Source organism: Tardiphaga sp. (genome assembly GCF_028290495.1).
Lineage (GTDB): Bacteria > Pseudomonadota > Alphaproteobacteria > Rhizobiales > Xanthobacteraceae > Tardiphaga.
This window is the reverse complement of record NZ_JAQGJT010000120.1, coordinates 1-22,305: the sequence shown is the minus strand read 5'-3', so window position 1 is coordinate 22,305 and position 22,305 is coordinate 1. Positions and strand designations below refer to the sequence as shown.

The following is a 22,305-nucleotide window of genomic DNA, read 5'->3' as shown; positions in this document are numbered from 1 at the left end:
GGTTTTCCGGCGCGCTCTGGAAATCGAACATCCGCCCGATCGAGGCGACCACGCCGCGGAATGCCGGGTGGGTGGTAACATCATCAACGCGTTCGCCGTCGATGTAGATCTCTCGCCCGTCGCGCAGACTGGCGATATGCTCATGACCAGTCTTGATCATATGACGTTAGTCCCTTCAACCGCGGATCACTGCCAATCCGATAGATCCCACCGCTTTGGTTTCGAGAGGTAATGGGACCATTAGCTTTACACTAAAGCCATCCTAGAGTTGGTCTATTGATAGTCAAGATGCAAATAAGGGGTGTTGTGGCAATCCTTCAGGGCCACGCGCCCAGTCAATAAAGCCACTGCTGGGTTCCCGAGCTAGCTCCCGAAGTGTGCGCTTTAGGACTTTGGCATTCGTCAATTCTATTCAGTGTAAGAACGCCGCCGGTTCGAACTTGATAGCTTGGTGCAGATATCCGATATCAGGTTCATCATCGAGCTACCTCAAGCATCACTGTCGAGATGGGCAACGTCGTCTTTAGAAAGCACACGGTCTGGAGTGATCTGCATTCGGTTAACCCGGAGTTCAATAATCGCTGGCTTTCCGGCTTCGAGGGCACGGGCGAATGCGCCGGGAAAGTCTTCGTGACGCTCGATGGCTTCGCCGAATGCTCCGTAGCACCTTGCGAGAGCCGCAAAGTCCGGATTGAGCAGATCTGTCCCGCTGGGGCGGTGCGGGAAATTCAGTTCTTGATGCATCCGGATTGATCCATACATCGCATTGTTGACTATTATTATAACGATTGGGAGATGCTGCTGAACTGCCGTCGCGAACTCCTGCGAGGCCATCATGAAACAGCCATCGCCAGCAAGGCAGATTACCTTGCGCTCGGGATACCGTAGTTGCGCCGCTATAGCCGCCGGCAGACCATAACCCATCGAGCCGGATTTCGGCGCAATCTGCGTGCCTAGGCGACGATAGCGATAGTAGCGGTGAAGCCAGATCGTGTAATTGCCTGCACCATTGGTGATCACGGCATTGTCCGGCAGCGCATCATTGAGATGGCTGATCACCTTCGCTAGGTCGAAACTTTGCAGATCGGTGCGTGGCATTTGATAATCGACATAGGCTTTTCGCATTTTCGCACGCCAAGCGGCCCATCCCGAACTTTCGAGCGTGTTCAACTCCGCAAGAGCTTCGGCGAACCGCGACGAGCGGGCGGGAATTCCCAAGGTGGGGACATAAACCCGGCCAAGCTCGTCAGGTCCGGGAAAGACATGAATCAGCACTTGGTTCGGCGTCGGAACGTCAAACAGAGAATAGTGGTTGGTGGTGACGTCGCCAAGCCGGTCGCCGACGACCAACAATAGATCCGAGGCTTTTACATGTTCCATCAGCGGACGGCTGCAGCCGAGACTGATGTCACCAATATATTGTTCGCAGCAATTATCGAGCACGTCCTGAGAGCGAAAACCTGCCACCACGGGCAGATCGTTTCGTTCGACGAAGGCGCGAAACTTTGCGGCGGCTTCCGGCGTCCAGCCAAGGTTTCCAACAATCACCAACGGGCGCTTCGCTTGCCCCAGTAGTTTTTCGACCTCAGCCATCTGTGAAGCAGACGGTGCTGCATCGATAACCGTAGCTGGCGCAGCGTCGGCAACATCGCTCGTCGCGCTGAGCACATCCTCGGGAATCGAGAGTACGACTGGACCCGGACGCCCCTGCATCGCCACATGGAAGGCACGGCTCACCAATTCTGGAATACGGTCTACTGAATTAACTTCGGCCACCCACTTGGTCATGTCGTCGAACGTCCGAACGTAATCCATCTCCTGAAAGGCTTCACGGCCGCGAAAGCCACTCGGCACTTGCCCCACAATGAGGATCATCGGCGTAGAATCCTGCCAAGCTGTATGCAATCCGATCGCGGCTTGCATGGCTCCCGGACCGCGGCTTACGACGCAAATGCCGGGCCGACCGGAAATCTTGGCATCGGCTTCGGCCATATGAGATGCGGTGCCCTCGTGACGGCAGACTACGAAGCGAACGCCGGAGTCTTCCTCATAGAGGGCGTCGAAAATTGGCAATGCGCTCTCGCCGGGCACGCCGAACATGCGATCGGCACCGTTGCATCGCAACGCTGCAATCAGAATTTCGCCGCCATTACGCTGGCCGGTACGGGTGATCGTTCGCTGAACCGATTGGTACTTGTTCATAAAGACTTGATCCTGCGCGACGAGTGACGCGGCAGAGCCGCTACGGTACTTCTGGAGATTTCCTTGGCCGGCGCTTTCTGAGCGACGGAATCAGTTGGCAATCTTGGTTTTCGCGCGCTTCACAATGCTCTCCATCCGCGCGGAATCCTTTGCGATGGCTGCTCCGAACTCGTCCGGCTTGTCAGCGATCACGGTCAAGCCAAGGCCTTCCAAACGGGCCGAGACGGTCGGATCCCGCAAGGCCTCCACAATTGACCTGTTGAGCTTCTCGATCACGTCTTTGGGGGTCGCCGCTGGCGCAACAAAGCCGTACCAGTTGCCCGCCAAGAGATCAGGCGATCCTGCTTGCGGAGCTGTCGGCACTTCGGGCAGTTGCTTGCTTGATTCCGCTGCGGTCACGACGATGGACCGCAGCGCTCCGCTCTGCACCTGCTGCACGACATTCGATAGGTTGTCGCACATCATGGACACCTGACCACCGACAACATCCTGAAGTGCGGGAGCGGCTCCCTGGTACGGGACGTGAACGGCATCGACGCCTTCGAGCACCTTCAACGTCTCACCACACAAGTGGCTCGTGCTGCCGTTGCCGGCCGAGGCAAATGTCAGTCCCCCTGGCTCGGCTTTCGCCAAGGCTACCAGTTCTTTCAACGAGTTCGCCTTGACCGACGGATTGACGACGAGGATGTTCGGCGTCGAGGCGCCATTGGCGATCGGCGCGAAATCCTTTGCGGGATTGTAGGTCGGCTTTTCGTAGATCCATTGATTGATGGCAAGCATGCCAGTCGTCGCAAGCAGGATGGTGTGACCATCCGCGGTTGAAGACGCCACTCGCACCGCCCCGATCGACCCATTGGCCCCGCCGCGATTTTCGATGATCACGGGAACACCGAGCGATTTGGACATAAGTGGACCCACCAATCGCGGAATGGCGTCGGCGGTGCTTCCGGCAGGGTACGGGACCACTATCGTGATCGTCTTTTCAGGAAAGCCAGCCACTGCGGCGCCGGGAACTGCGAGGGATAACGGCGATACGAGTACTGCCAAAATAAGCGTCGTCCACTTCATCGATAAATCCTTGCCAGCCATTCTAAACATTCTACATGAAGTTTTTGGAACCATTGTATTGGCTCCTCCCGATTTCCAGCACTTCTCCCTCACGCGCTTCTTATTCAGCCGATGGTCGATGCCTTCAATCGTCTAAAGGCGCGCGTTCGTTACCCCGGTGTAGCGACGTGGAGCGCGCTGGCCCGCTCCAGCGAGTCCAGCATGGCGATCCGGCGCAGGAGTTGCCTCCCTTTTTCCGGATCGGCCGCCGCGGCTCGAATGTCGTCGCGGAAGCGCGCGCGATCGGCTTCGTCCTTCGCTTCCAGGTTCTTCTTGTTACGAATGGTGTCGCCCTGGATCGCCTGCATGGTGACCGTACGGCGCTGCAGATCATAATCGGCGAGAATGGCTTCAGCGGCCTCGCCGTTGATAACGGGGCCAAGCTTCGATGTAAGGTTCAAGGCGTCGTGAATGCCGCCGTTCATGCCCATGCCGCCGAGCGGATTATTGATATGGGCGGCATCGCCGGCGAGGAAAGTCCTGCCTTTCTGAAAGGTCGTGGCGACGCGCTGATGCACACGGTACAGTGTCGTGTGCAGGATCGGACAATCGATCTCCGCCGGCACGATGCGACGGATCGACTCCGTCACATGGTCTTCGGAGAGCGCCTCGGCATCGGACATTTCCGCCGCCACCGGCATCATCACGCGCCACGCGCCGAGGATGCGCAGAAGGAAATACCACCGCACGGGATCGGCTACATAGCTGACCGACGAAACGCCAGGGCGAAGCGCCGTGAAATCGACCGGCGTGGTCATCACTAGCAAACGCTCGGGCCAGGTAAAGCCCTCAAACTCCATGCCCTGGCTGCGGCGCACGATGCTGTTCGCTCCATCGGCGCCTATTAGCCAGCCGCATTTATGGGTCGTGTCGATTTCATCGGTCGTGACCGTCACCTTGACGGCATCGCTGGTCTGCTCGACGGATTTTACCTCGCTGCCGAACGCTATCGAGAACAGTGGATTGCCGGACAGCGTATCCAGAATGATGCGTGTAAGCTTGAACTGCTCTGCTTGCAGGCGGAACGGGTGCCGCACCAAATCGGCAATCGCCGCGAAATCGAAGGTGCCGAGCACGCCGTCCTCGGACGAGCTGTATTGCACCGTCGGCGCCTTTAGTCCCTGCGCAATCAATGCATTCGCGAAACCGAGATCGTCTAGCATGTCCAGCGTGGGCGGATGGAATGTTGACGCGCGTGACTCGCTGCTCAGCGTGTCGCTCTGCTCGAGAACCAGAACCGGAATGTTCTGACGCACTAAATCTGCAGCGGCCACCATGCCGACCGGCCCAGCACCGGCGATGATGACGGGAAGCTTCGCATTGCTCATTCGATCAGGACCTTTTTGCGGTATTCCGGCAACATCGCTCAAAATGACTTTCACCATCTGGGAGAGATTGTTGCCTTGTGCTTAGGCATGCAAACAATTTAATCTACGGACATCTTGCATTTTTGGAATGAACTTATGCGCCGTCGAATACCGAGCCTCGGAGCGCTAATGGCGTTCAGCGCAGCCGCCAAACATCTCAGTGTCACGCGGGCCGCCAGCGAACTCGCGCTGACCGAAAGCGCGGTGTCCCGCCAGATCGCACAACTGGAGACGCAGCTCGGCGTCAAACTCTTCCACCGGATCAAGAAGCGCATCACATTGACACGGGCCGGAACGGCCTACAGCACCCGTGTAGCGCAGACGATCGAACGCATCGAACGCGATGCGCTGGAGATCATGGGCTATGAGGCCGATGGAACGGTTCTCGACGTTGCAGCACTTCCCACGGTGGGCGCCCAATGGCTGATTCCACGCCTGCCGGACTTCTATGCGCGACATCCGGGCGTCGCCGTCAATGTGAGTGCGCGCAACGCACGTTTTTTCTTCAGTGAGACCGCGCTCGATGGCGCGCTTTATTTCGGCCAACCCGACTGGCCCGGCACGCAGGCCGACTATCTGTTCGATGAAATCCTGCTGCCGGTGGGTTCGCCGACGCTGATCGGCAGGCGGGGTGAACTGCCGCCGAGCGAGGTCGCCGAACTCCGGCTTCTGCATCTGGTCACACGGCCCGATGCGTGGCGTCGTTGGTTCGATGCGGCGGAGCTGGGCGGCACGAATGTAATACGCGGGCCGCGTTTCGACATTCAATCCACGTTGATCAGCGCCGCGAGCGCCGGCCTTGGCATCGCCCTACTTCCCGAATTCCTAATCTCCGATCATTTGAGGTCAGGTAGGTTGAGGGTACTCTCGAGCCTCACTCTGAAGAGTGCTGGGTCATACTATTTCGCCAGCCCTGAAGAGAAAGCCGACGATCCGCTGCTTTCCGCATTCCGCATATGGCTCGTTGCACAAGCGAGCACGCCCGCGCCTCTGGTCAATTAACGCCTTAAGCTCGTCTCCACGCTTTGCCATCTCAGCTCTCACTTTTCTGCCACCACCATGAGGCAGCTGGTCCCGCGCCCTCATTCGAGGAGAAGCTTACGGATTGGCAATTGCGCCCATTTGCCCGAACTCTTCCATCAATTCACCACGTCTGCTGCGGCCCTTACTAGATTTTCCGGCATCCCAAAGTGCATCCTTGCTTCCAGAGACTGCCTGCTCGCATATCACGCACCGCCTGTAGTCCAACTGCCGTGGGTGACGACAACTCGCACTTCCTGATTGAGCTTCCTGCATTTATTGAAGAACGTCTTCAGAGTAGAATGAAACTCTTTGTCGAAATCCAGCTTGATTGTTTTCTCTGCCACGGTACAAAGCATAGCGAAATCGTACGGACCAACGACGACATCGAACTGGTCGTCTCTGAGTTTTAGATAAGACGCAAGAGTCGATTTGATCTGATATTTCAGCTGCGAAAATCTGAACATAAATAGGCCTATTGCCCTGAAGAACTCCTCCGACTGCAGAGGTTCCCAGACCTCTTCTAGATTCTTGACTTCGATGGCCTTTGGCGTTCTCCTGACAGTTATCTTCATAATCATAACCATCTCCGAATGAGCGTCCCTAGGGGCGTCATCGTAGCGAACATTGATGGATACGCTACCAGTCGCTGAAGCCTTTCGACACCTAACGACAATCCACTCCGGCCTAGCTCACCGTCCACGCCATTGCTGATAACTAAACCACGCCATCATGATCATAGGCAATGATAGGCAAATCGTAGCGAAGACCAAATAGGCGAAACTCAACGATTTACCGTAGGTTTCCGACAACAGCGGCACATGGTCCATAGGCCACCAAGCGCCCGACGCGGCAACTTGATCGGCCCTCGCGATTTCTTGTCCTTTTTATCAGACATAGCTCCGCCTTCCGGCCAAATGGCCGCTTTTAAAGACCGGTTAAGAGATTCGAACCTGGCCAACACACCGAAAGCGAAAACACGTCATTACGGTGGATCGACTCCGCGGCGCAGGGTCATGAGCCGAATGCCATCGGCCATGCGGAGATTGACCATGCGATAGACACCCGCCGCTGCTTCCTCGCGGGACAGGCCAAGCGATGTCGCGAGACGGTCGATGGCGGCTTCGGACGCCGCGCGGTCCAGCGGACGCTTGCCGCCCATGAAGGCGGATGCGTCGAGATAGCCGAGAATGACATTGGCATCGGTGACGGTCGCCTCGAGACCGCCATTGCCGTAGCAGGCAGGCCCCGGTACCGAGCCGGCGCTTTCGGGGCCGACACGGAACGTGCCGCTGGCATCGACCGTCGCGATCGACCCGCCGCCCGCTGCGATGCTGGCGATATCGAGGCTGCGCAGCGCGATGCGTTGATCGGCAAGGCCTCCATCCGCCGACAGCGACGCGCGGCCATCGGTGATCAGCGAGATGTCGGTGCTGGTGCCGCCCATGTCGAATGGGACGAGGTCGGGTATCCCGAGCAATTCGGCGCAACGCCGGCATCCGGAAATGCCGCCGGCGGGTCCGGACAGAACGGTGCCGGCCGCCAGACGCGCCGCTTCGGCGACAGGCGCCATGCCGCCATGGGACAGGATGATGAACAACTGGCTGGCGAGGCCGGCTTCCTTCAATCGCGTTTCCAGATTGGTCAAATAACGCCGCACCGCCGGTTCGACATAGGCGTTGACGATCGTCGTCGAAACGCGCTCGTATTCCTTGATCTGCGGCAACACGTCGCTCGACCGCGACACGCTGATATAGGGCAATTCGCGCTGCGGTCGCTCCACCGCGGCGATCTCATGGGTGGGATTGCGATCGGAATGTAGGAAGCACACCGCGACCGACGTCACGCCCGCCTCGCGAATCGCGGCAATCGCCTCGCCGAGCGAGTCCTGATCGAGTGGGATCGACACCTCGCCATCCGGCCGGACGCGCTCGCGCACGCCGAACCGTAGTTCGCGCGGCACCAGCGGCTCGGGTGGCGCGGTGCGCAGATTGTAGCGATCGTCTTTCAGGCCTTCGCGCATCTCGATGACATCGCGGTGGCCCTGCGTCGTGAGCAGTGCGACCTGCGCGCCCTTGCGTTCGAGCAGCGCGTTGGTGGCGACCGTCGTTCCGTGCACCAGACGATCGGTGCGGCCGAGCATGTCGGCGCGCGACAGGCCGAGCCGGCGCGCGAGTTCTTCCAGCCCGGTCATCACACCGATCGACTTGCCCCTGAACTTTCATCCAGTAGCGACTAGAGTCTCGGCGGGCTTGATCTGAGGCCGAACTCTGGACCGCCGGGACTTAGAGTTTTCCGGCTTTGTCATGATGGCGGGATGGCGACGCCGTCATGATTGAGCAGTGTAATCAGGGGGCTTTGCCCGATCGCCCTGTGCGGGCGCTCTTCGTTGTAGTATCTGCGCCAATCCTCCAATTTTGCTCGGGCGTCGTCAAGGGTTAGGAACCAGTGGGTGTTCATGCCATCCCGCCAATGGATGACAACACGATATAGTTTTACAACATGCTCTCAGTCGTGTTGGAAATCGCGCACCCCGATACCGTCGTTGACGAACGTGGCAAGCCCTTCTTGAAAGAGATGCAGAAAGGCATCCACGATTCACTAAGCTACGAGGCATAAGCAAACGGCACCGCATAGTTACTTTAGCGCGGCACCATTTGGCAGTGGGATGCGGGGAATACTATCGAAGTGAAATTCCCATTGACATCGTCGAGATGGCGGATGCCTTGGCATATCGAGAACTCCCTCTCGCTGCCATCAGCGGAGGCTAAACCCGCGCCCATGGTCGGCTCGTTGAAAATCGACGGGCGCCCCCACTTTCCCCGCCGAAGTCGATCCTCATAAGTGGGCGCGTGACAACCGCCGACCTTTTATCCCAAAATCGTCCTCTGGTCCGACTTTTGGCACTCTCCACCGCGGCCAAAGTGACGCCGATGCCTTACTCGAAGACGGCGTCTAGGATGCGACAGACGGCGAAGCCGGCTGAGGGGCGGTTGACCCGCCCCCACGCGTAGATGGCAGCAGACATGGATAACTGCACCGAATACTAGCTATTACGCTGCGCAGTTACATAGCCCCAGCAGCTGTCCGAATGCGTCGCTTAATATCGCGCCAGGATTTTCGGCCAAAGAGTTGATCCGGAAGGCGACGTAGCCATCAGGCCGAACCAACACGGCACCGCCCTTTCCGATTCCATAGGCGGCACAAAAATCATCAGCATCATCGCTCAAGTCATCACCGATCTGGTGAATTTCGACTAATTTCCACAAATGCGAAGGGACGGCATTCCGCCATTCACGCCCCTCTGGACCGATCATCATTACGAACGTTCGGCCGTAAAGCTCGATCGTGGAGACACGTTCATCGCCGCGCTTCAGCCAGACGTGCGGCGCGCGACTGCCGGGGAATGCCGTCGGGACATATTGCGTGACGTGATCAGCAACTTCGGACGGGGTAGAGCCGTCAGGAACGACAGCCGCCGATTGATATTGCAGGCCGAAGATCAGCCCCTGTTCGTTCAGATATTGGGCACGCGGCAATTTTGCCTCGGCCTGACGTTCGGTTCGCCCGAGGCTTTGCATGTTGAGCAGCGTCGCGCGAACGATCTCGCGCGCGACCGGCTGACGTTCGACCTCGTAGGTTTCGAGCAACGAGATGCCTGCCTCGCCCCGAAGCACCGCAGCGAGTTTCCAAGCCAGATTCTGCGCGTCTTGAACGCCGAGGTTGAGGCCAAAGCCGCCGCTCGGAGTCGTCTCATGGGCCGCATCGCCGACAAGAAACACGCGACCGCTCCTAAATTTGTCCGAGACCATCGCCGAACACTTCCAGAAACTGATGCCGAGAACCTCAACTGGCAGATCGGCGACGCCGACGGCGCGGCGGATCATTTCGACGCAGCGCTCCGGCGGCATATTCGCTTGCGTAAAGCCGTAGACGCTGAGGCTGTGGATCAGAAATCCCCAGCGATCGGTCCCGTTGATGGTGAGGAAGGTGCCGCGCAGGTCGGGCTGGTCGACGTAGTACAAGGCAGCCGGCCGGTCCGCAGTCCATGGGCGCAGATCGACGCGACTGTGAATATTGACGGAGTCGTAGATGTCTCTTTCGCCCGTGCGCTCGATGCCAAGCATGTGACGAACAGGACTGTGCGCGCCGTCGGCGGCGACTAGATATTGCGCTCTGAACGGCACGATGTTGCCGGTGCTTCGATCCAGCAGCTCGCCTTCGACAGCGTCGTCCGTCATTGTGAAGCTTTTCAGCTCCGTGTCGAACAGCACGCTCTCGGGCGCCAGCCGTTCGGCATGCGCTCGCAGCACGGGCTCGAGCAAATCCTGCGAACAGCCGCAGTTGCCGGCGGGCGACGCCGCGAGACTCTCCGCCGAGCTGCGCCCCGGTGTGAGACGTTTGATTTCCTTGCCCGCAAGAGTTTCCGTCCAGATGATCGATTTGCCGAATTGCGGCGGGGTGCCCGCGGCGCGGATATCGTCCTCGACGCCCAGTTGACGATACATTTCCATGGTGCGCGCGTTGATGGCACGAGCTTTCGGAACAATCGCCGTGCCCGGATGGCGCTCGACCAACAGCGACTTTGCACCCTGTTGCGACAGGATGAGCGACATCGTCAGGCCGACCGGCCCTCCTCCAACGATAAGCACCGGCACGTCGATCATCACTTATGCTCCCATGAAAAGCGTCGGACCCTCGAAATCCGGTGTCACGACGTCTATTTGCGATTTTGAAATTCATTTTGTGGCGATCGATCAGGCGGCAACAGCCTGTCCATCCTTGCGTGGATCCGACCCCGCCGCGTAACCTGCTTCGGTCTTCAGAATGAGCTGCGCTCCGCCGAACGCAAACACGCCGCGCGCCTCATCTGTCGAGATGGCATGACCCCGGTGACGCAGCGCGTCGACCACGGAGGGGTCGAAGGACGGCTCGACGGCGACGTTGAGACCGTCATTGACGCGCCATCGCGGCGCGTCTGCGGCAGCCTGCGGATTTTGCCCGTGCAGCAGGACGCGCAGCACCATCTGCACATGACCTTGCGACTGAATGGGTCCGCCCATGACACCGAACGCCATCAGGCCCTGCCCCGCGGCATCAGTCGCGAAGCCGGGAATGATCGTGTGCGACGGGCGCTTGCGCGGGCCGACGCAGTTGGCGTGGCCGGGCCTCAAGGTGAAACCACGGCCGCGGTTCTGCAGGCTGATACCTGTTTCAGGCACGACGATGCCTGAGCCGAAGCCCATGTAGTTGCTCTGGATGAACGAGACCATCATGCCGCTTTCGTCGGCCGCAGCGATATAGACCGTGCCGCCCGGCTGGGGTTGGACGTGCATCGGATCGCTCGCGCGACGACGATCGATCAGTTGTGCCCGTTCCCTGAGATAACCGGGCGAGATCAGATCCTCCGGCCGCAGCTTCATGTGTTCGACATCGGCATTGAAGGCATCGAGATCGGCGAGCGCCAGCTTCATGGCTTCGAGCGCGAGATGCACGGTCTCGACGCTGTCGACATCATGGCCGTCGATGCCGAGTTCGTCGAGCATGCCAAGCGCCATCAGGGTGGCAATGCCTTGACCGTTGGGCGGCAGTTCATGAATGACTGCACCAGCAAAGCGCTGGCTCAGCGGCTGAACCCAATCTGCGACATGCTGCCCGAGATCGTCCTCGTTCATCAGGCCTCCATGCTGCCGGGCGGACTCGATGATCCGGTCGGCGAGCCTGCCGCGATAGAACGCTTCGCCGTGGCTGTCCGCGATCGCTTCCAATGTCGCAGCATGCCCATCGCTACGGAACAATTCACCGGCCTTCGGCGCGCGACCATCCGGCGCAAAGCAAGCCGAAAATCCCGGCTGCGCCGCAAGCTTGTCGACACCCATCTGCCAGAGTTTGGCGATGATCGGGGAGACCTGAAAACCGTCTCGCGCATAGGCTATCGCCGGCTCCGCCAGCTTCGCGAAAGGCAGCCGCCCGAATTTGCGCGACAATGCAATCCAGGCCGCGACCGCCCCGGGTACGGTCACCGCATCCCAGCCCACTTCCGGCATCGTCTTCAAACCGGCGAATCGATCCGGCGTCCAGGCCGCAGGCGAGCGGCCGGATGAATTGAGGCCATGCAGGCTCTGTCCGTCCCAGACGATCGCAAAGGCATCGCTGCCAAGACCATTTCCCGTTGGCTCCACCACGGTAAGCGTCATCGCGGCAGCAATGGCCGCGTCAACCGCGTTGCCGCCCGCCAGCAGCATTCGCATGCCGGCCTGGGCGGCAAGTGGTTGCGACGTCGACACGACATTGCGACCCAGCACTGCCGAGCGAGCCGATGCATAGGATTTGTTGTAATCGATTTCGGCTGCCATCAGGATGTCTCGCAAGTCGGGGCGTGAGAGGATTCAATGCCGAGTATCAAATCTGGAACTCGACGGCCTGCTTGATGACGGCGGCCTTGTCGAAATCGTTCACCTCATCCAGCAGCTCGTTGGTATAGACGTTCCTGCCGTCGCCGAATGTGTTCGCTAGGCCTGGATTGTTGGTGCCCACCACGGCGCCGTGCAATGCCGCTGCCCAGTCGTCCGGGCTGGTCGCGCCGAGACGCTGCTCTTTGTCATTCGGCCACCGGATCCAGGCATTGCGACGGAACTTCATGATGGATTCGAGCTCCTTCAGTGCCTCCGCCTCGGTCTTCGTTTTCGGCTTGGATTCCGGATAGACCAGCCAGTGCAGCTTGATTGCGGCGATGAGGTTATGATGGGCGAACAGCGTCGACTTAGCGGTGCCGCGCAGGAAGCCCACGACGGCCTTGCGATTTTCCTTGAGGTCCTTCTTGCGAACGCCATACCAGGTCGCCGAGCCGTTGGTGAAGCTCGCCGTCATCGGCAGGTAGCGCAACGGGAAGCCGAGCGACTCGATCCGGCCGGCGATCGTGTCATAAGCCACCATCGCATCGATGCTCCCGCGCTGAAGCGCGTTGCCGGCCATGCCGACATCGCCGACCGCGATCACCTGATAGTCGGGCTTCAATCCAAGATCGGCGAAAGCCATCTGGATGTGGGCGACGCTGCCGTCGCCTTGGTTGCGGATACCGATCCGCTTGCCCTTCAGTTCCGCGACGGACTTTATCTCGCTGCTCGCCAACACGACGATCTTGTTGTTATTGCGGGGAATCCAGTTATACACCGCGACCACACCCAGCTCGGGCTCCTTGGCAAGCGCCGGCAGGAATAGCGCCGGTATGACCGTGCCGGCGTCTGCCTGGCTTTGGGCGATTGCGACCATGCCTTGGCTGAGGCTGTTGACGGGAAGCTGCTCACGCTCGATCCCCTCCATCACATAGTAGTTGAGACGCGGCTCGTTGCCGCACGTCGAAAAGCATTGCGTCGCGTCGATCGCACCGTTGGGATTGGTGACGCGAAACTTCGTCTTGCCCTGCGCCCCGGCGGGCGCGCCGTAACCCGCGAGTGCGAGCGAACCGAGACCTGCATTAAACTGACGTCGCGAAATCATTTTCGGATCCCTTTTTCTGAATGAACGGTCTGATCAGGCGCTGACCGGACGCCGGATGCTGTTTTCCGGCATCCAGCTCAAGAGGCGGCGCCTGGTTGCACGCAGCGCCGCCGTAAGCAGGACCCCCATTGATGCAAGGATCAGGAAGACGGCGAAGCTCCCGCCCGTGTCGAGCTGCGCGTCCATCTGCAGGATCATCACGCCAAGGCCGGATTGCGCGCCGACGAACTCACCAACGATCGCGCCGACGACCGCAAAGGCCGCTGCGACATCGAGACCCGCAAAAATATAAGGCAACGCACTTGGAAACTTGACCTTCCTGAAAATCTGCCAGCGCGTGGCCGACAGGGATCGCAGCAGGTCAATGCGATCGGTCTCGATCGCCTTAAAGCCCGCGATGCTGGTGACCAGCACCGGAAAGAATGTGAGCATGACGACGATGGCGATCTTGGATTCCATGCCGTATCCCATCCACATAACGATGATCGGCGCTATCGCCACCTTCGGCAAACTTTGAAATGCAGCGATATAAGGCCGCACCAGATCGTCGATATATTGGCTCTCCGAGATGATCATGCCGAGCACAAGACCGATCGCACTGCCGATAAAGAAGCCACCGAGCACTTCCGTCAGCGTGACAAAGCTGTGGAACCAGAAGCCGTCCCGCGCTAGTGGGCTGACCGCCAGACCTTTGTAGAGCGCCTGCACCACGTCGCTGAACGGCGGCAGGATGAACTTCGGGATCTTGAGAAGGCCGACGCCATATTGCCAGAACAGCAACAGGACGATCAGCAAGATCACCGAATGAAACCGGGTCGAACGGACGGTTCGAAGCCAATTCGGCGTCACGGTGCGGGCGGAGGTCTGCTTAGACAGCGCAGGCACTTTCGTTTCCATTGCGATGTTGCTCATGTCAGTCAAACGACCCCGTGTGGTTGAAAAGCTCGCGGATCTCATGGGCGGCACTAGCGAATCCAGACATCGACATCATGTCCATGTTGCGCGGGCGCGGCAGGTCGATTCGGATGATGCGCTGAAGCGCGCCGGGCCTCGCCGTCATGACGAAGACAACGTCGCCCAGGAAAATCGCCTCGGGAATCGAATGGGTGATTAAGATCACGGTCTTGCCACTTTCCGACCAGATCCGCTGCAATTCGAGATTCATCTGCTCTCGCGTCATGGCATCAAGCGCGCCGAACGGCTCATCCATGAGCAATATCTTGGGATCGTGCAGCAAGGCCCGTGCGATCGAAGCACGCTGCTGCATCCCGCCGCTGAGCTGAAGCGGCGCCTTGTTCTCGAAGCCGGCGAGGCCGACCATCTCGAGAAGCTCCATCGCGCGCTTGCGCGAAGCCGCGATATCCAGCCCGAGCACTTCGGCCGGCAGCATGACGTTTTCGAGCACCGAGCGCCACGGCAGCATGATCGAGTTCTGAAACACGACACCGACGTCGCGTCGCGTTCCGACAATAGGCTGGCTGTCCATCTGCACGCTGCCTTCATTGTAGGGCAGCAGTCCCGCGACGATGCGCAGCAAGGTGCTCTTGCCACAACCGCTTGGCCCGACAACGGAAACGAAGCTCCCCTCTTCGATTGTGCAATTGATATTGTTCAGCGCGAGCACGCCATCCTGTTCGCCGCCGAAGCGTTTTGACAAGTTCTGGATGTTGATGTAGTCGGCTTTTCCCTGTGATCGAAGTGCCGAAATTTCCATCACACGGTCTCCTTGTTTGATGCGTCTGCCATGAAGAGGATCAATTGATCGGCAACTTGCTGTGGTGACTGTATGTAACCGACATGTCCCAGGCGGCCGAGAACCACGCAATCGCTTCCTGCAATGTCAAGCTTCATGGCTTCGGTCAGTTCGGCAGGCACCAGTCGGTCGCTGCCCCCCGCGAGAAGCAACGTTTTGACCGTGATCTGACTGGCTTCGAGCGTCGTCGCGCGGCCCACCGCCTTGCCGCGACGCTCCGACCGCTCGGAGCGTATCGGCGCTTTGGCAAAATGTTGCCGGAACGCCGGCTGCTCCGCCAGAAAGTCGGACGGGAAAAAATATTCCGCGAGCTGCGGAGCGCTCGCAGGCAGCGCCGCGCGCAGCTTCCCGACTTCGGCCGCCACATTACCGTTTAGCTCGGCAAGCGTGCGCGGGACGGCCCATGTACTTCCTAGCGCGAGGCGCTTCACCCTTTCAGGGTGGCGGATGGCAAGAGCTTGGGCCACGCGGCCACCGAATGAAGTACCGAACACAAAGCCGAAGCCGCCATCGAGCGCGGCAAGCAGCTCGCTGGCATCGTCACTCAGACGCTCGAGATCCGCGATAGCTGCCGAGTTTTGCGTCTCTCCGCAATCACGTTGATCGTAGCTCACGACCCGGAAATGATCGCTCAGCAGCGGTACCAGGCGCCCGAACGAGCGCCTGGTACCCTCTGCGCCATGGATGAGCAAGAGTAGCGGGCCCGCGCCCACCGAGTCATATGCAGTCTGCGTTCCATCGGGATGAGTAAAAACAGGCATCGCTATCCAATCTTCATATTCGCAAACAGGTGCGGTGAGTGAACTTCGCCATGTCGCCATTGCGATGCACAGCGCCGCTTGCTATTAAAGCGCGACGAATGGTCGTTATCGGAGCAAGACGCATCTTGAACAGCGTCGAGATATATATCGCACGAAAGCGCTTGAAGGACGGCGACCGCCTGCCGCCCGAGCGGGAATTGGCGATCGAGTTGGGCATCAGCCGCCGCTCCTTGCGCCAGAACCTTACGCAACTCGAGCTCGACGGGCGGCTCTGGCGTGGCCGCCGCAATGGCACCATTCTCGGTCGACCGCCGCCTACCGCTCCGGCCGGTATCGACCGCAGCCTCGCGACTGCGAGCCCGAGCGACACCATGGAGATGCGCTTCGCCCTGGAGCCGTCGATTGCCGCGATCGCTGCCAACAAGGCTACGGACGACGACATCGCGCGGATCGAAACCTGCTTGCGCCGCACGACCGAAGTGACAGACGACGCAAATTGGGTGAGATGGGATGGCGCCTTCCATCTCGCGATTGCCGAGGCAAGCCGCAACCGCGTCTTCATCGCGCTGATACTTGCTTTCAACAACGCCAGGGCCAGGCCCGAATGGCGAAAGATCCGCGTTACCCACATCACCGCCGAAAAGCGACAGAATACGGTCGCGCACCATCGCGCCATTTTCGAAGCGATCCGCGGGCGATCGCCGGAGGAAGCTGCTCGCGCAATGCGTCGTCATCTTTCCTCCGTCCAGACACACCTGTTCGACTGATATTTCATGCGGCAACATCCGCATCTGCGTCGACCCGCTCGAACAGATCGGCAATGTCGTGCTGACGCTCGACCAGTTGCTGTTCGACGAGATAGTCTTGCAATTTACGGATGATCTTGAGATTCGCGGTTGTAAGGCCATAAGGCAAAGGATCGCCTGCGAACACCTGCATGGCATCGTCCCAAGACGCGGCGCCCCAAGGCAGGAGGCTGGTCGCCAGACGCCTTGCCTTTGCGCGCTGCATGCTGTGGGAATAGGCCGCGTAGATGGCATCGGGCAGCCTCCGCGCCTTGGCGACGGACGCGCGCGGAATCACGATGACGTGGCTGATCGGGTAGATCTGAGTTGTCTTGAAGTAATCCAGCTCGGCTGCGCGCCAATCGGCAAGCAGCGGCCTGAAGCGGCGCTGATCCACCGGCAGGAGCGCATCCTTGTTTCGCGGCAGAAACAGCGCGTCGATGGCGCCATCGGACAGCGCTGCCTCGAGATCGAGCGCCGACGGACTGACGCGAGCCGCCGCGGGGGCCGGGAAACGCGGGGTTTCGCCGGAAAACCATTCCATCTCAGACCAATGCACACCGTATTGGTCGAGCATGATGCCGCGACACCAGACACCACCCGTCATGGTGTAGTCCGAAATACCGACCCGGCGACCGACGAGATCTCTAAAACTGCAGATGGTCGAATCCCGGCGCACCGCAATCGTGCCATGCCTAAATGCGCGATTTGGGAAAACCGGCACGGCCGTAAGCCAGTCGGCGCCCCGATCGCGTAACATGATGTAGTTGGACAATGAAAATTCGCAGGCGTCGAACTCCTGACGCTTCAGCACCTTTGCAAAGAGGTCCGGACGACTGGTCACCCGGTAGTCCAGATCGACGCCATGGGGCGAGGACGACACTTCCAATGTGTGTTCATAGTCGCCGCCATAAACGATCATCGCTCACTCCGCTGTAGGCTTCCCATCCGCAACGAAGGTGTCACACCAAATTCAGATGTCAATCGAACCAATTCCGATTGGTCTCATTATCGATGTAGAACTTTTATGCAAAGCGACGAAAATGCGTTTTTTCTAATGAATTTCTTAGTTTCTGTTGTCCAGGCGGCAAATCATTGTGTTATTGGTTCAGCCGAACTTCGATTTTGGTAACCAATGACCGAACGTTGCATACGCGGTACCCGCAGGTCGGATCGACAGATCGAAGTCAATCTTGATGGCCTGTCGCCGTCTCGCGGATTACATCACGCTGCACGCGCGCCCTTTCATTTCGAGGATAACGCATGACTCTTGCCACCCAGACGAGCCTGAATGTGTTCAGTGCGGTCGCCATCTATGCAGAGATCGAAGAATTGTTGCCGCGTTTTTCACTTCAGTCCGGCATCCCGGCTGAGGTCAAATATGACGTCAACCCAGCGGTAGCTAGGCGCGTGATGGAAGGCGAAGCCTTCGATGTCGGACTAACAAACCCCTGGTATTTCGACGAGATGGTGTCTAAGGGCGGTATTCTTCCCGACATCCATGTGCCGTTCGGGCGCGTACCGCTCACGCTGGGTAGCGCTGGGGATCCTCCCCAGTCCCCTGCAACATCGCTTGGGTCCGTGCGCGACCTTCTGGTCCAAGCGGATTCCGTCGCTTACACATCCACAGGCACCAGCGGCAAGACCTTTCTTAAAGCGCTCGAGATCATCGGCATTCACGATGCGATACGGGACCGCCTGCGCCCCATGGGGCCCGGAGAGCCGACCATCGCCGCCGCCCGCGGCGACGTTCAATACGCGATCTCTCCGCTCGCCCGGATCATCGCGGCGCCCGGCATTCATCCGGTCGGGATTTTTCCGCCGGAGCTTGGCCTCGACATCGATATTTCGATGTTCGTTCATGGCCACTGCGATTTCGATCGGGCTTCGAAATTGATCGCGTTTTTTTCCGATCCAGAACTGGACCGCTACCTTCGCGAGCACGGTGTCTATCGTTTCCAGCTTGGCAAGCCAAACGCTGCGCGCAGCACCTGGTAACCAATGTCAATCCGCTAGTTCAACCTAAACCAAGCGCCCACGCTATCAGCCTGGACGTCTGTTACAAGCGTCCGCTTTGCGCCAGAAGTGGTCACTGACAAGCGTGTCGCGGCTTCTATCAGAGCGACATCTGACACGCTTCGCCCGTGGCTGCAGATGATGAGAAAGCGTCGAAGCGAGAGAATGAATTCATTCCGCGTCGAACCTGTTTACGCGCTCTTTTGGTCGCGGGTTGGGTCGCTACATCCTCTCCTGTGCAAACCGCAACGTACGGCGTCCGAATGAACCCAATTGCGTCTTTTTAATTATATCGGGTTAGGTTGCGCTTTGGCTCTGATAGATATTGACCGCTTCATATACAATTGAGCATCGGCGAGCCGGCCCTGATCCTTGTAAAACCCTGCCAGATTTGAAAGTACGCCCGCGAGCTCTGGATGATCCGGTCCAAGCGTCTTTTCGTACATCGCAGCCGATTTCTTGAAGAGAAATTCGGCGTCTGCGCTCCGTCCCTGACGCGAGTATATTTCAGCCAAGCTGTTCTGTGCTTGTGCGATGTCGGGGCTCTCAGGGCCGAACGCCTTGGAGTTTATAACAATCGATCTTTTGAGCAAGCGCGCAGCATCGTTCAACCGGTTTTGCTGAATATAGACCACGGCTAGATTGCTCATTATATTGGTCGCTTCGGGATCGTTAGCCCCACGCGCCTTTTCAATGATTACCAACCCCCTTTCAAACAACGACGCGGCTCTGTCATTCTGACCTTGCATACTGTAGACGGCGGCAAGATTGCCGAGTGCTGTGGTGATAGAAAGATCGTCCGGACCATCCAGTTTTTCATTGATGGCTATAGATCGCTTGAGGACTGGAACCGCGTCACCGTACCTTCCTTGCGCGCGATATAGATCGCCTAGATTGTTGAGGGCCATCGCGACTTTAAAATGTTCGGGACCGACACTCTCCTCCAGAATTGGGAGCGAGCGTTTGTACAGCGCTTCAGCAACGACGTACTGCGCTAACTGATAGTGGATCATGCCGAGTTCAATGAGCGGCATTGCGACGTTCGCGTCGTTGGGACCGAATTGTTTTTCGTGAAGAGATAGGGACCTCTGCGCCAGCGGCAGCGCTTCCATGTATTTCCCGGTCCGATAAAGGTCTTCAACTCTATTGCTCAAAGTGCCTGCTTCGTCGTCTCCTGCGTAGGACGGCGCTGCAAGCGATACGCTCAACGCCATGGCAACGACAACTGTATATATAGACGTATGCAAAGCTCTCATTGCCCACTCCTTCATGAATGTTTTGAGATCGATGTCCGATTCGTTCTCCTGGATGTCAGAAAGGTTCATCCAACGCGAAGCGCTCGTTTGAAACGCAATTCTCAATCCGACGACATCAATATGAAACACAGGAGAGCCACTCTCTGTGGGTCTTGTTGAACGAACGGACCGTCGTTTGAGTCACTACGATGACGCTCGCGCTCGTCATCCCCGATCATCGTTGTGGATCGGCTCCGAAGTTTAACCCCGATCGGCGCCCAACATTGGCTCTGACGCAATCTCGATGATAATCACCGCCGCTTAGGTCGCGCCGAACAATCTTGCCTGAAGGAGATCGATCTTTGCTCTGCCGTACATCTGTCGCTTAACGAGTTTGAGCTTGGTGATCTGGCCTTCGGTCTGGCCATTCGACCACGGCTGGACCAAGGCAGCATGGACCGCGGCGACGTCTTTGGTGACCCCCGAGGCGAAGGAGGCGAGCAGACTTTCGCTTGCGGCAGCAATCCAGGGGAAGAGATCGGCCCCGGTCCTTTTTCGGATCATGGTGTGAAAGCGATCGGTGAGTGTTCGCGCGGCGACCAGCGTCGGCACGCCGGCCTCGATAGCTGCTATGGTGACGGTATCGGCTTTGCTCATGTGATCACGCGCCGACGTCATCAGCCGTGCGATTGTTCGGGCCGAGGGGACCTTCTGCAGTTGCTGATCGCTGGCCTTTTCGGCGCGACGGCGCCGGGTCGCCCACTCGCTGACCACCCGCTGCGAACCGCGGAAGCCATTTGATTTTAGCCGCCGCCAGAGTTTGGCGCCGTTCCGACAGCCTTCAGCCCATTGGGCATCGAGCAGTGGCAGGTGTGCATCGAGCGAGCTTTGCCGTGTCCTGAATACGTCGCCTCTATCGCCCCGAAGGACCTGGCGGACACGATTGCGACTGTGGCCTGTTTTGCGAACGATCTGCTTGATCGCCGCACCATCCTTGGCGAGCGCCAAGATGGTGGCGATGGTCTCCTCACGTCGCAAGTAACCCTCGTATTGCAGTCGTTCCGCGCAGGTCAATAGTTCTGGATTGATCGTCGTCGCGCCGACCGCTGCACGGATCGGACGCATCGATTTCCGGACGGCGCTCAAGAAAGCCGCGCTCGCGTTCTCCATAAGATGCCAGCGATCGGCAACCTGGGTGGCGCAGGGTAATGCCTTTGAAGCTGCTTCGCCGTATCCGCCACCACGATCGCGAGATAGGACGGTAATGTCGGGATGACCAGCGAGCCAAGCCTCAACTGTTGCCATCTCTCGATCCGGCAAGAGTGCCACGATGCGTCGTCGCTCCAGGTCGCAGACGATTGTTCCATAGCTGTGGTTACGTCGGAAGGCCCAGTCGTCGATACCAACAACGTTCAGCGATTCGGTGCGAGAGCAAGCGCGAGCTCGCACCACGCGGAGAACGGTATCATTGCTAACTGGTAGCATCAGTCGTTTGGCGAAGCTCGCTGCCGGCCTGCCGCCGAGAGCTAATCCGAGATGATGGACGACGAAGTCCAGCCGGCTGGTACGGCGTGACCGAAGAAGAACGGTCTTGTCAAAGCGTTCGGCGAAGATCCTTCTCCGGCAATACGGAGTGTCGCAACAAAACCGGCGGGTCACGACCCGTAGTCGTACGCTCCGACCTGAGCACGGCAGGTCCGACACTTCACGAACATACCGGCTGTGAACACGCCGCGAAGGCGATGCACACAGAGGACATGTCGCTATCTGGGTACCGGCCCGAGCGGTTACGAGGATAGTATCGCCGAGTTGGGCGACGCTTTCGACAGTCAGGTCCGCGGGAGCGAGAGCGGAAATCCGAAAATTGGTTGGCATGTTGCTGGTTCCTTTCGGAGAACAGCGCAATGCCATCAGCAAACTTCATCGAGATTGAGTCAGACCCCAACATTGACCCCGGCCGACCGTTCAAATCGTTAATAGTGTGAGTGACATCAATACTCGCGAGTGGGGTCAGTGTTGGAAGCCGATCGAGGGTCAAATGGCATGCCGATCTACACATTGCCTGCTCCGACGAGGTCCCGATGATGACCGAGCCCGGGTTCAGATGAGGCATCGCCGCCTTAATAGTCCAGAACGGCGCATATATGTTGGTCTTCATAGTGGCGTCGAAATCCTCCGACGAAATGTCCATGATCGACGCGCGGGTCTGCTGGCGCCCGGCATTGTTGACGAGGATGTCAAGCCCACCGAGTCCCTGTACCGCCCTGGCGACCATATCCTGACAGAACGCTTCGGAACGCAGATCTCCTGGAATGGCCACCGCCGTCCGGCCCGCGGCTTTGATTAGAGCAATAACCTGTTGCGCGTCGGGCTCTTCATCCGGCAGATAATTAATGGCCACATCGGCGCCCTCGCGCGCATAGGCTATCGCCGCGGCGCGACCCATACCGGAGTCGCCGCCGGTAATCAGCGCCTTGCGGCCGGCCAACCGACCCGATCCTTTGTAGCTCTTCTCGCCATGATCCGGCGGCGGATCCATTTCGCTGGCCAGACCGGGCC

The 22,305-nt window shown here is 58.8% G+C and carries 18 protein-coding genes and 2 pseudogenes; 3 read left to right on the top strand and 17 right to left on the bottom strand.

The features are described from left to right. The 4 genes from JWQ24_RS17895 to JWQ24_RS17880 all read right to left on the bottom strand — a co-directional run. A partial coding sequence (locus JWQ24_RS17895) for a 4-hydroxyphenylacetate 3-hydroxylase N-terminal domain-containing protein (protein WP_299810872.1) occupies window positions 1-160 on the bottom strand: 160 nt, incomplete at its 3' end. Window positions 161-489: 329 nt separating this feature from the next. Next, complete coding sequence (locus tag JWQ24_RS17890; RefSeq protein WP_299810869.1) at window positions 490-2,202, bottom strand: thiamine pyrophosphate-binding protein; 1,713 nt, start codon at window positions 2,200-2,202, stop codon at window positions 490-492. A gap of 90 nt (window positions 2,203-2,292) precedes the next feature. Beyond that, complete coding sequence (locus tag JWQ24_RS17885; protein WP_299810866.1) at window positions 2,293-3,270, bottom strand: tripartite tricarboxylate transporter substrate binding protein; 978 nt, start codon at window positions 3,268-3,270, stop codon at window positions 2,293-2,295. A gap of 149 nt (window positions 3,271-3,419) precedes the next feature. Continuing rightward, window positions 3,420-4,637: an FAD-dependent monooxygenase gene (locus JWQ24_RS17880; RefSeq protein WP_299810863.1), complete on the bottom strand. Its 1,218-nt coding sequence runs from the start codon at window positions 4,635-4,637 to the stop codon at window positions 3,420-3,422. Between the two features lie 168 nt (window positions 4,638-4,805). Between JWQ24_RS17880 and JWQ24_RS17875 the strand changes: the two genes are divergently transcribed. Continuing rightward, window positions 4,806-5,678 carry a LysR substrate-binding domain-containing protein gene (locus JWQ24_RS17875; protein ID WP_299810860.1) on the top strand — a complete coding sequence of 291 codons (873 nt, stop codon included), beginning with the start codon at window positions 4,806-4,808 and terminating at the stop codon, window positions 5,676-5,678. Between the two features lie 224 nt (window positions 5,679-5,902). Here JWQ24_RS17875 and JWQ24_RS17870 read toward each other — a convergent pair whose 3' ends face one another. The 9 genes and pseudogenes from JWQ24_RS17870 to JWQ24_RS17830 all read right to left on the bottom strand — a co-directional run bounded on the left by JWQ24_RS17870 (window position 5,903) and on the right by JWQ24_RS17830 (window position 15,710). Continuing rightward, window positions 5,903-6,277, bottom strand: coding sequence for a hypothetical protein (locus JWQ24_RS17870; RefSeq protein WP_299810857.1), 375 nt, complete (start codon window positions 6,275-6,277; stop codon window positions 5,903-5,905). 404 nt (window positions 6,278-6,681) lie between these two features. Further along, window positions 6,682-7,890, bottom strand: a complete 1,209-nt coding sequence (locus tag JWQ24_RS17865; protein ID WP_299810854.1) for a hydantoinase/oxoprolinase family protein — start codon at window positions 7,888-7,890, stop codon at window positions 6,682-6,684. Between the two features lie 110 nt (window positions 7,891-8,000). Continuing rightward, window positions 8,001-8,162 (bottom strand): annotated as a pseudogene (locus JWQ24_RS17860) (integrase core domain-containing protein); the annotation flags it as partial. A gap of 587 nt (window positions 8,163-8,749) precedes the next feature. Beyond that, window positions 8,750-10,363 (bottom strand): FAD-dependent monooxygenase, encoded by a 1,614-nt coding sequence (locus JWQ24_RS17855; RefSeq protein ID WP_299810851.1) that lies wholly within the window; start codon window positions 10,361-10,363, stop codon window positions 8,750-8,752. Window positions 10,364-10,453: 90 nt separating this feature from the next. Further along, window positions 10,454-12,052: a gamma-glutamyltransferase family protein gene (locus tag JWQ24_RS17850; protein WP_299810848.1), complete on the bottom strand. Its 1,599-nt coding sequence runs from the start codon at window positions 12,050-12,052 to the stop codon at window positions 10,454-10,456. A 46-nt stretch (window positions 12,053-12,098) separates the two neighbouring features. Next, window positions 12,099-13,196 (bottom strand): ABC transporter substrate-binding protein, encoded by a 1,098-nt coding sequence (locus JWQ24_RS17845; protein ID WP_299810846.1) that lies wholly within the window; start codon window positions 13,194-13,196, stop codon window positions 12,099-12,101. Window positions 13,197-13,229: 33 nt separating this feature from the next. Then, the gene (locus tag JWQ24_RS17840) at window positions 13,230-14,108 is read right to left on the bottom strand and encodes an ABC transporter permease (protein ID WP_299810844.1); all 879 of its coding nucleotides are present in this window, start codon (window positions 14,106-14,108) and stop codon (window positions 13,230-13,232) included. A gap of 1 nt (window position 14,109) precedes the next feature. After that, the gene (locus JWQ24_RS17835; RefSeq protein WP_299810841.1) at window positions 14,110-14,910 is read right to left on the bottom strand and encodes an ABC transporter ATP-binding protein; all 801 of its coding nucleotides are present in this window, start codon (window positions 14,908-14,910) and stop codon (window positions 14,110-14,112) included. Beyond that, window positions 14,910-15,710 carry an alpha/beta hydrolase gene (locus JWQ24_RS17830; RefSeq protein ID WP_299810838.1) on the bottom strand — a complete coding sequence of 267 codons (801 nt, stop codon included), beginning with the start codon at window positions 15,708-15,710 and terminating at the stop codon, window positions 14,910-14,912. The genes JWQ24_RS17835 and JWQ24_RS17830 overlap by 1 nt, the downstream gene beginning before the upstream one ends. A 125-nt stretch (window positions 15,711-15,835) precedes the next feature. Between JWQ24_RS17830 and JWQ24_RS17825 the strand changes: the two genes are divergently transcribed. Beyond that, window positions 15,836-16,477, top strand: a complete 642-nt coding sequence (locus JWQ24_RS17825; RefSeq protein ID WP_299810835.1) for an FCD domain-containing protein — start codon at window positions 15,836-15,838, stop codon at window positions 16,475-16,477. 4 nt (window positions 16,478-16,481) lie between these two features. Here the strand turns inward: JWQ24_RS17825 and JWQ24_RS17820 are convergent, their stop codons facing one another. After that, the gene (locus JWQ24_RS17820) at window positions 16,482-17,417 is read right to left on the bottom strand and encodes a PhnD/SsuA/transferrin family substrate-binding protein (RefSeq protein ID WP_299810832.1); all 936 of its coding nucleotides are present in this window, start codon (window positions 17,415-17,417) and stop codon (window positions 16,482-16,484) included. A 341-nt stretch (window positions 17,418-17,758) separates the two neighbouring features. On the opposite strand from JWQ24_RS17820, the gene JWQ24_RS17815 reads away from it, so the two are divergent. Beyond that, complete coding sequence (locus tag JWQ24_RS17815; RefSeq protein ID WP_299810829.1) at window positions 17,759-18,493, top strand: substrate-binding domain-containing protein; 735 nt, start codon at window positions 17,759-17,761, stop codon at window positions 18,491-18,493. Window positions 18,494-18,798: 305 nt separating this feature from the next. On the opposite strand, the gene JWQ24_RS17810 is transcribed toward JWQ24_RS17815, so the two are convergent. The 3 genes and pseudogenes from JWQ24_RS17810 to JWQ24_RS17800 all read right to left on the bottom strand — a co-directional run. Next, window positions 18,799-19,896 (bottom strand): tetratricopeptide repeat protein, encoded by a 1,098-nt coding sequence (locus JWQ24_RS17810; RefSeq protein WP_299810826.1) that lies wholly within the window; start codon window positions 19,894-19,896, stop codon window positions 18,799-18,801. 171 nt (window positions 19,897-20,067) lie between these two features. Beyond that, entirely contained in the window at window positions 20,068-21,621 is a 1,554-nt protein-coding gene (locus JWQ24_RS17805) for an ISL3 family transposase (RefSeq protein WP_299810823.1), read from the bottom strand. Between the two features lie 184 nt (window positions 21,622-21,805). Continuing rightward, a pseudogene (locus tag JWQ24_RS17800) lies at window positions 21,806-22,305 on the bottom strand (SDR family NAD(P)-dependent oxidoreductase); the annotation flags it as partial.

Excerpts from the sequence above, each read along its gene's own strand:
- JWQ24_RS17890 (WP_299810869.1), bottom strand. The coding sequence starts at position 2,202 with ATGAACAAGTACCAATCGGTTCAGCGAACGATCACCCGTACCGGCCAG.
- JWQ24_RS17885 (WP_299810866.1), bottom strand. The coding sequence starts at position 3,270 with ATGAAGTGGACGACGCTTATTTTGGCAGTACTCGTATCGCCGTTATCC.
- JWQ24_RS17880 (WP_299810863.1), bottom strand. The coding sequence starts at position 4,637 with ATGAGCAATGCGAAGCTTCCCGTCATCATCGCCGGTGCTGGGCCGGTC.
- JWQ24_RS17875 (WP_299810860.1), top strand. The coding sequence starts at position 4,806 with ATGGCGTTCAGCGCAGCCGCCAAACATCTCAGTGTCACGCGGGCCGCC.
- JWQ24_RS17870 (WP_299810857.1), bottom strand. The coding sequence starts at position 6,277 with ATGATTATGAAGATAACTGTCAGGAGAACGCCAAAGGCCATCGAAGTC.
- JWQ24_RS17865 (WP_299810854.1), bottom strand. The coding sequence starts at position 7,890 with ATGACCGGGCTGGAAGAACTCGCGCGCCGGCTCGGCCTGTCGCGCGCC.
- JWQ24_RS17855 (WP_299810851.1), bottom strand. The coding sequence starts at position 10,363 with ATGATCGACGTGCCGGTGCTTATCGTTGGAGGAGGGCCGGTCGGCCTG.
- JWQ24_RS17850 (WP_299810848.1), bottom strand. The coding sequence starts at position 12,052 with ATGGCAGCCGAAATCGATTACAACAAATCCTATGCATCGGCTCGCTCG.
- JWQ24_RS17845 (WP_299810846.1), bottom strand. The coding sequence starts at position 13,196 with ATGATTTCGCGACGTCAGTTTAATGCAGGTCTCGGTTCGCTCGCACTC.
- JWQ24_RS17840 (WP_299810844.1), bottom strand. The coding sequence starts at position 14,108 with ATGAGCAACATCGCAATGGAAACGAAAGTGCCTGCGCTGTCTAAGCAG.
- JWQ24_RS17835 (WP_299810841.1), bottom strand. The coding sequence starts at position 14,910 with ATGGAAATTTCGGCACTTCGATCACAGGGAAAAGCCGACTACATCAAC.
- JWQ24_RS17830 (WP_299810838.1), bottom strand. The coding sequence starts at position 15,710 with ATGCCTGTTTTTACTCATCCCGATGGAACGCAGACTGCATATGACTCG.
- JWQ24_RS17820 (WP_299810832.1), bottom strand. The coding sequence starts at position 17,417 with ATGATCGTTTATGGCGGCGACTATGAACACACATTGGAAGTGTCGTCC.
- JWQ24_RS17815 (WP_299810829.1), top strand. The coding sequence starts at position 17,759 with ATGACTCTTGCCACCCAGACGAGCCTGAATGTGTTCAGTGCGGTCGCC.
- JWQ24_RS17805 (WP_299810823.1), bottom strand. The coding sequence starts at position 21,621 with ATGCCAACCAATTTTCGGATTTCCGCTCTCGCTCCCGCGGACCTGACT.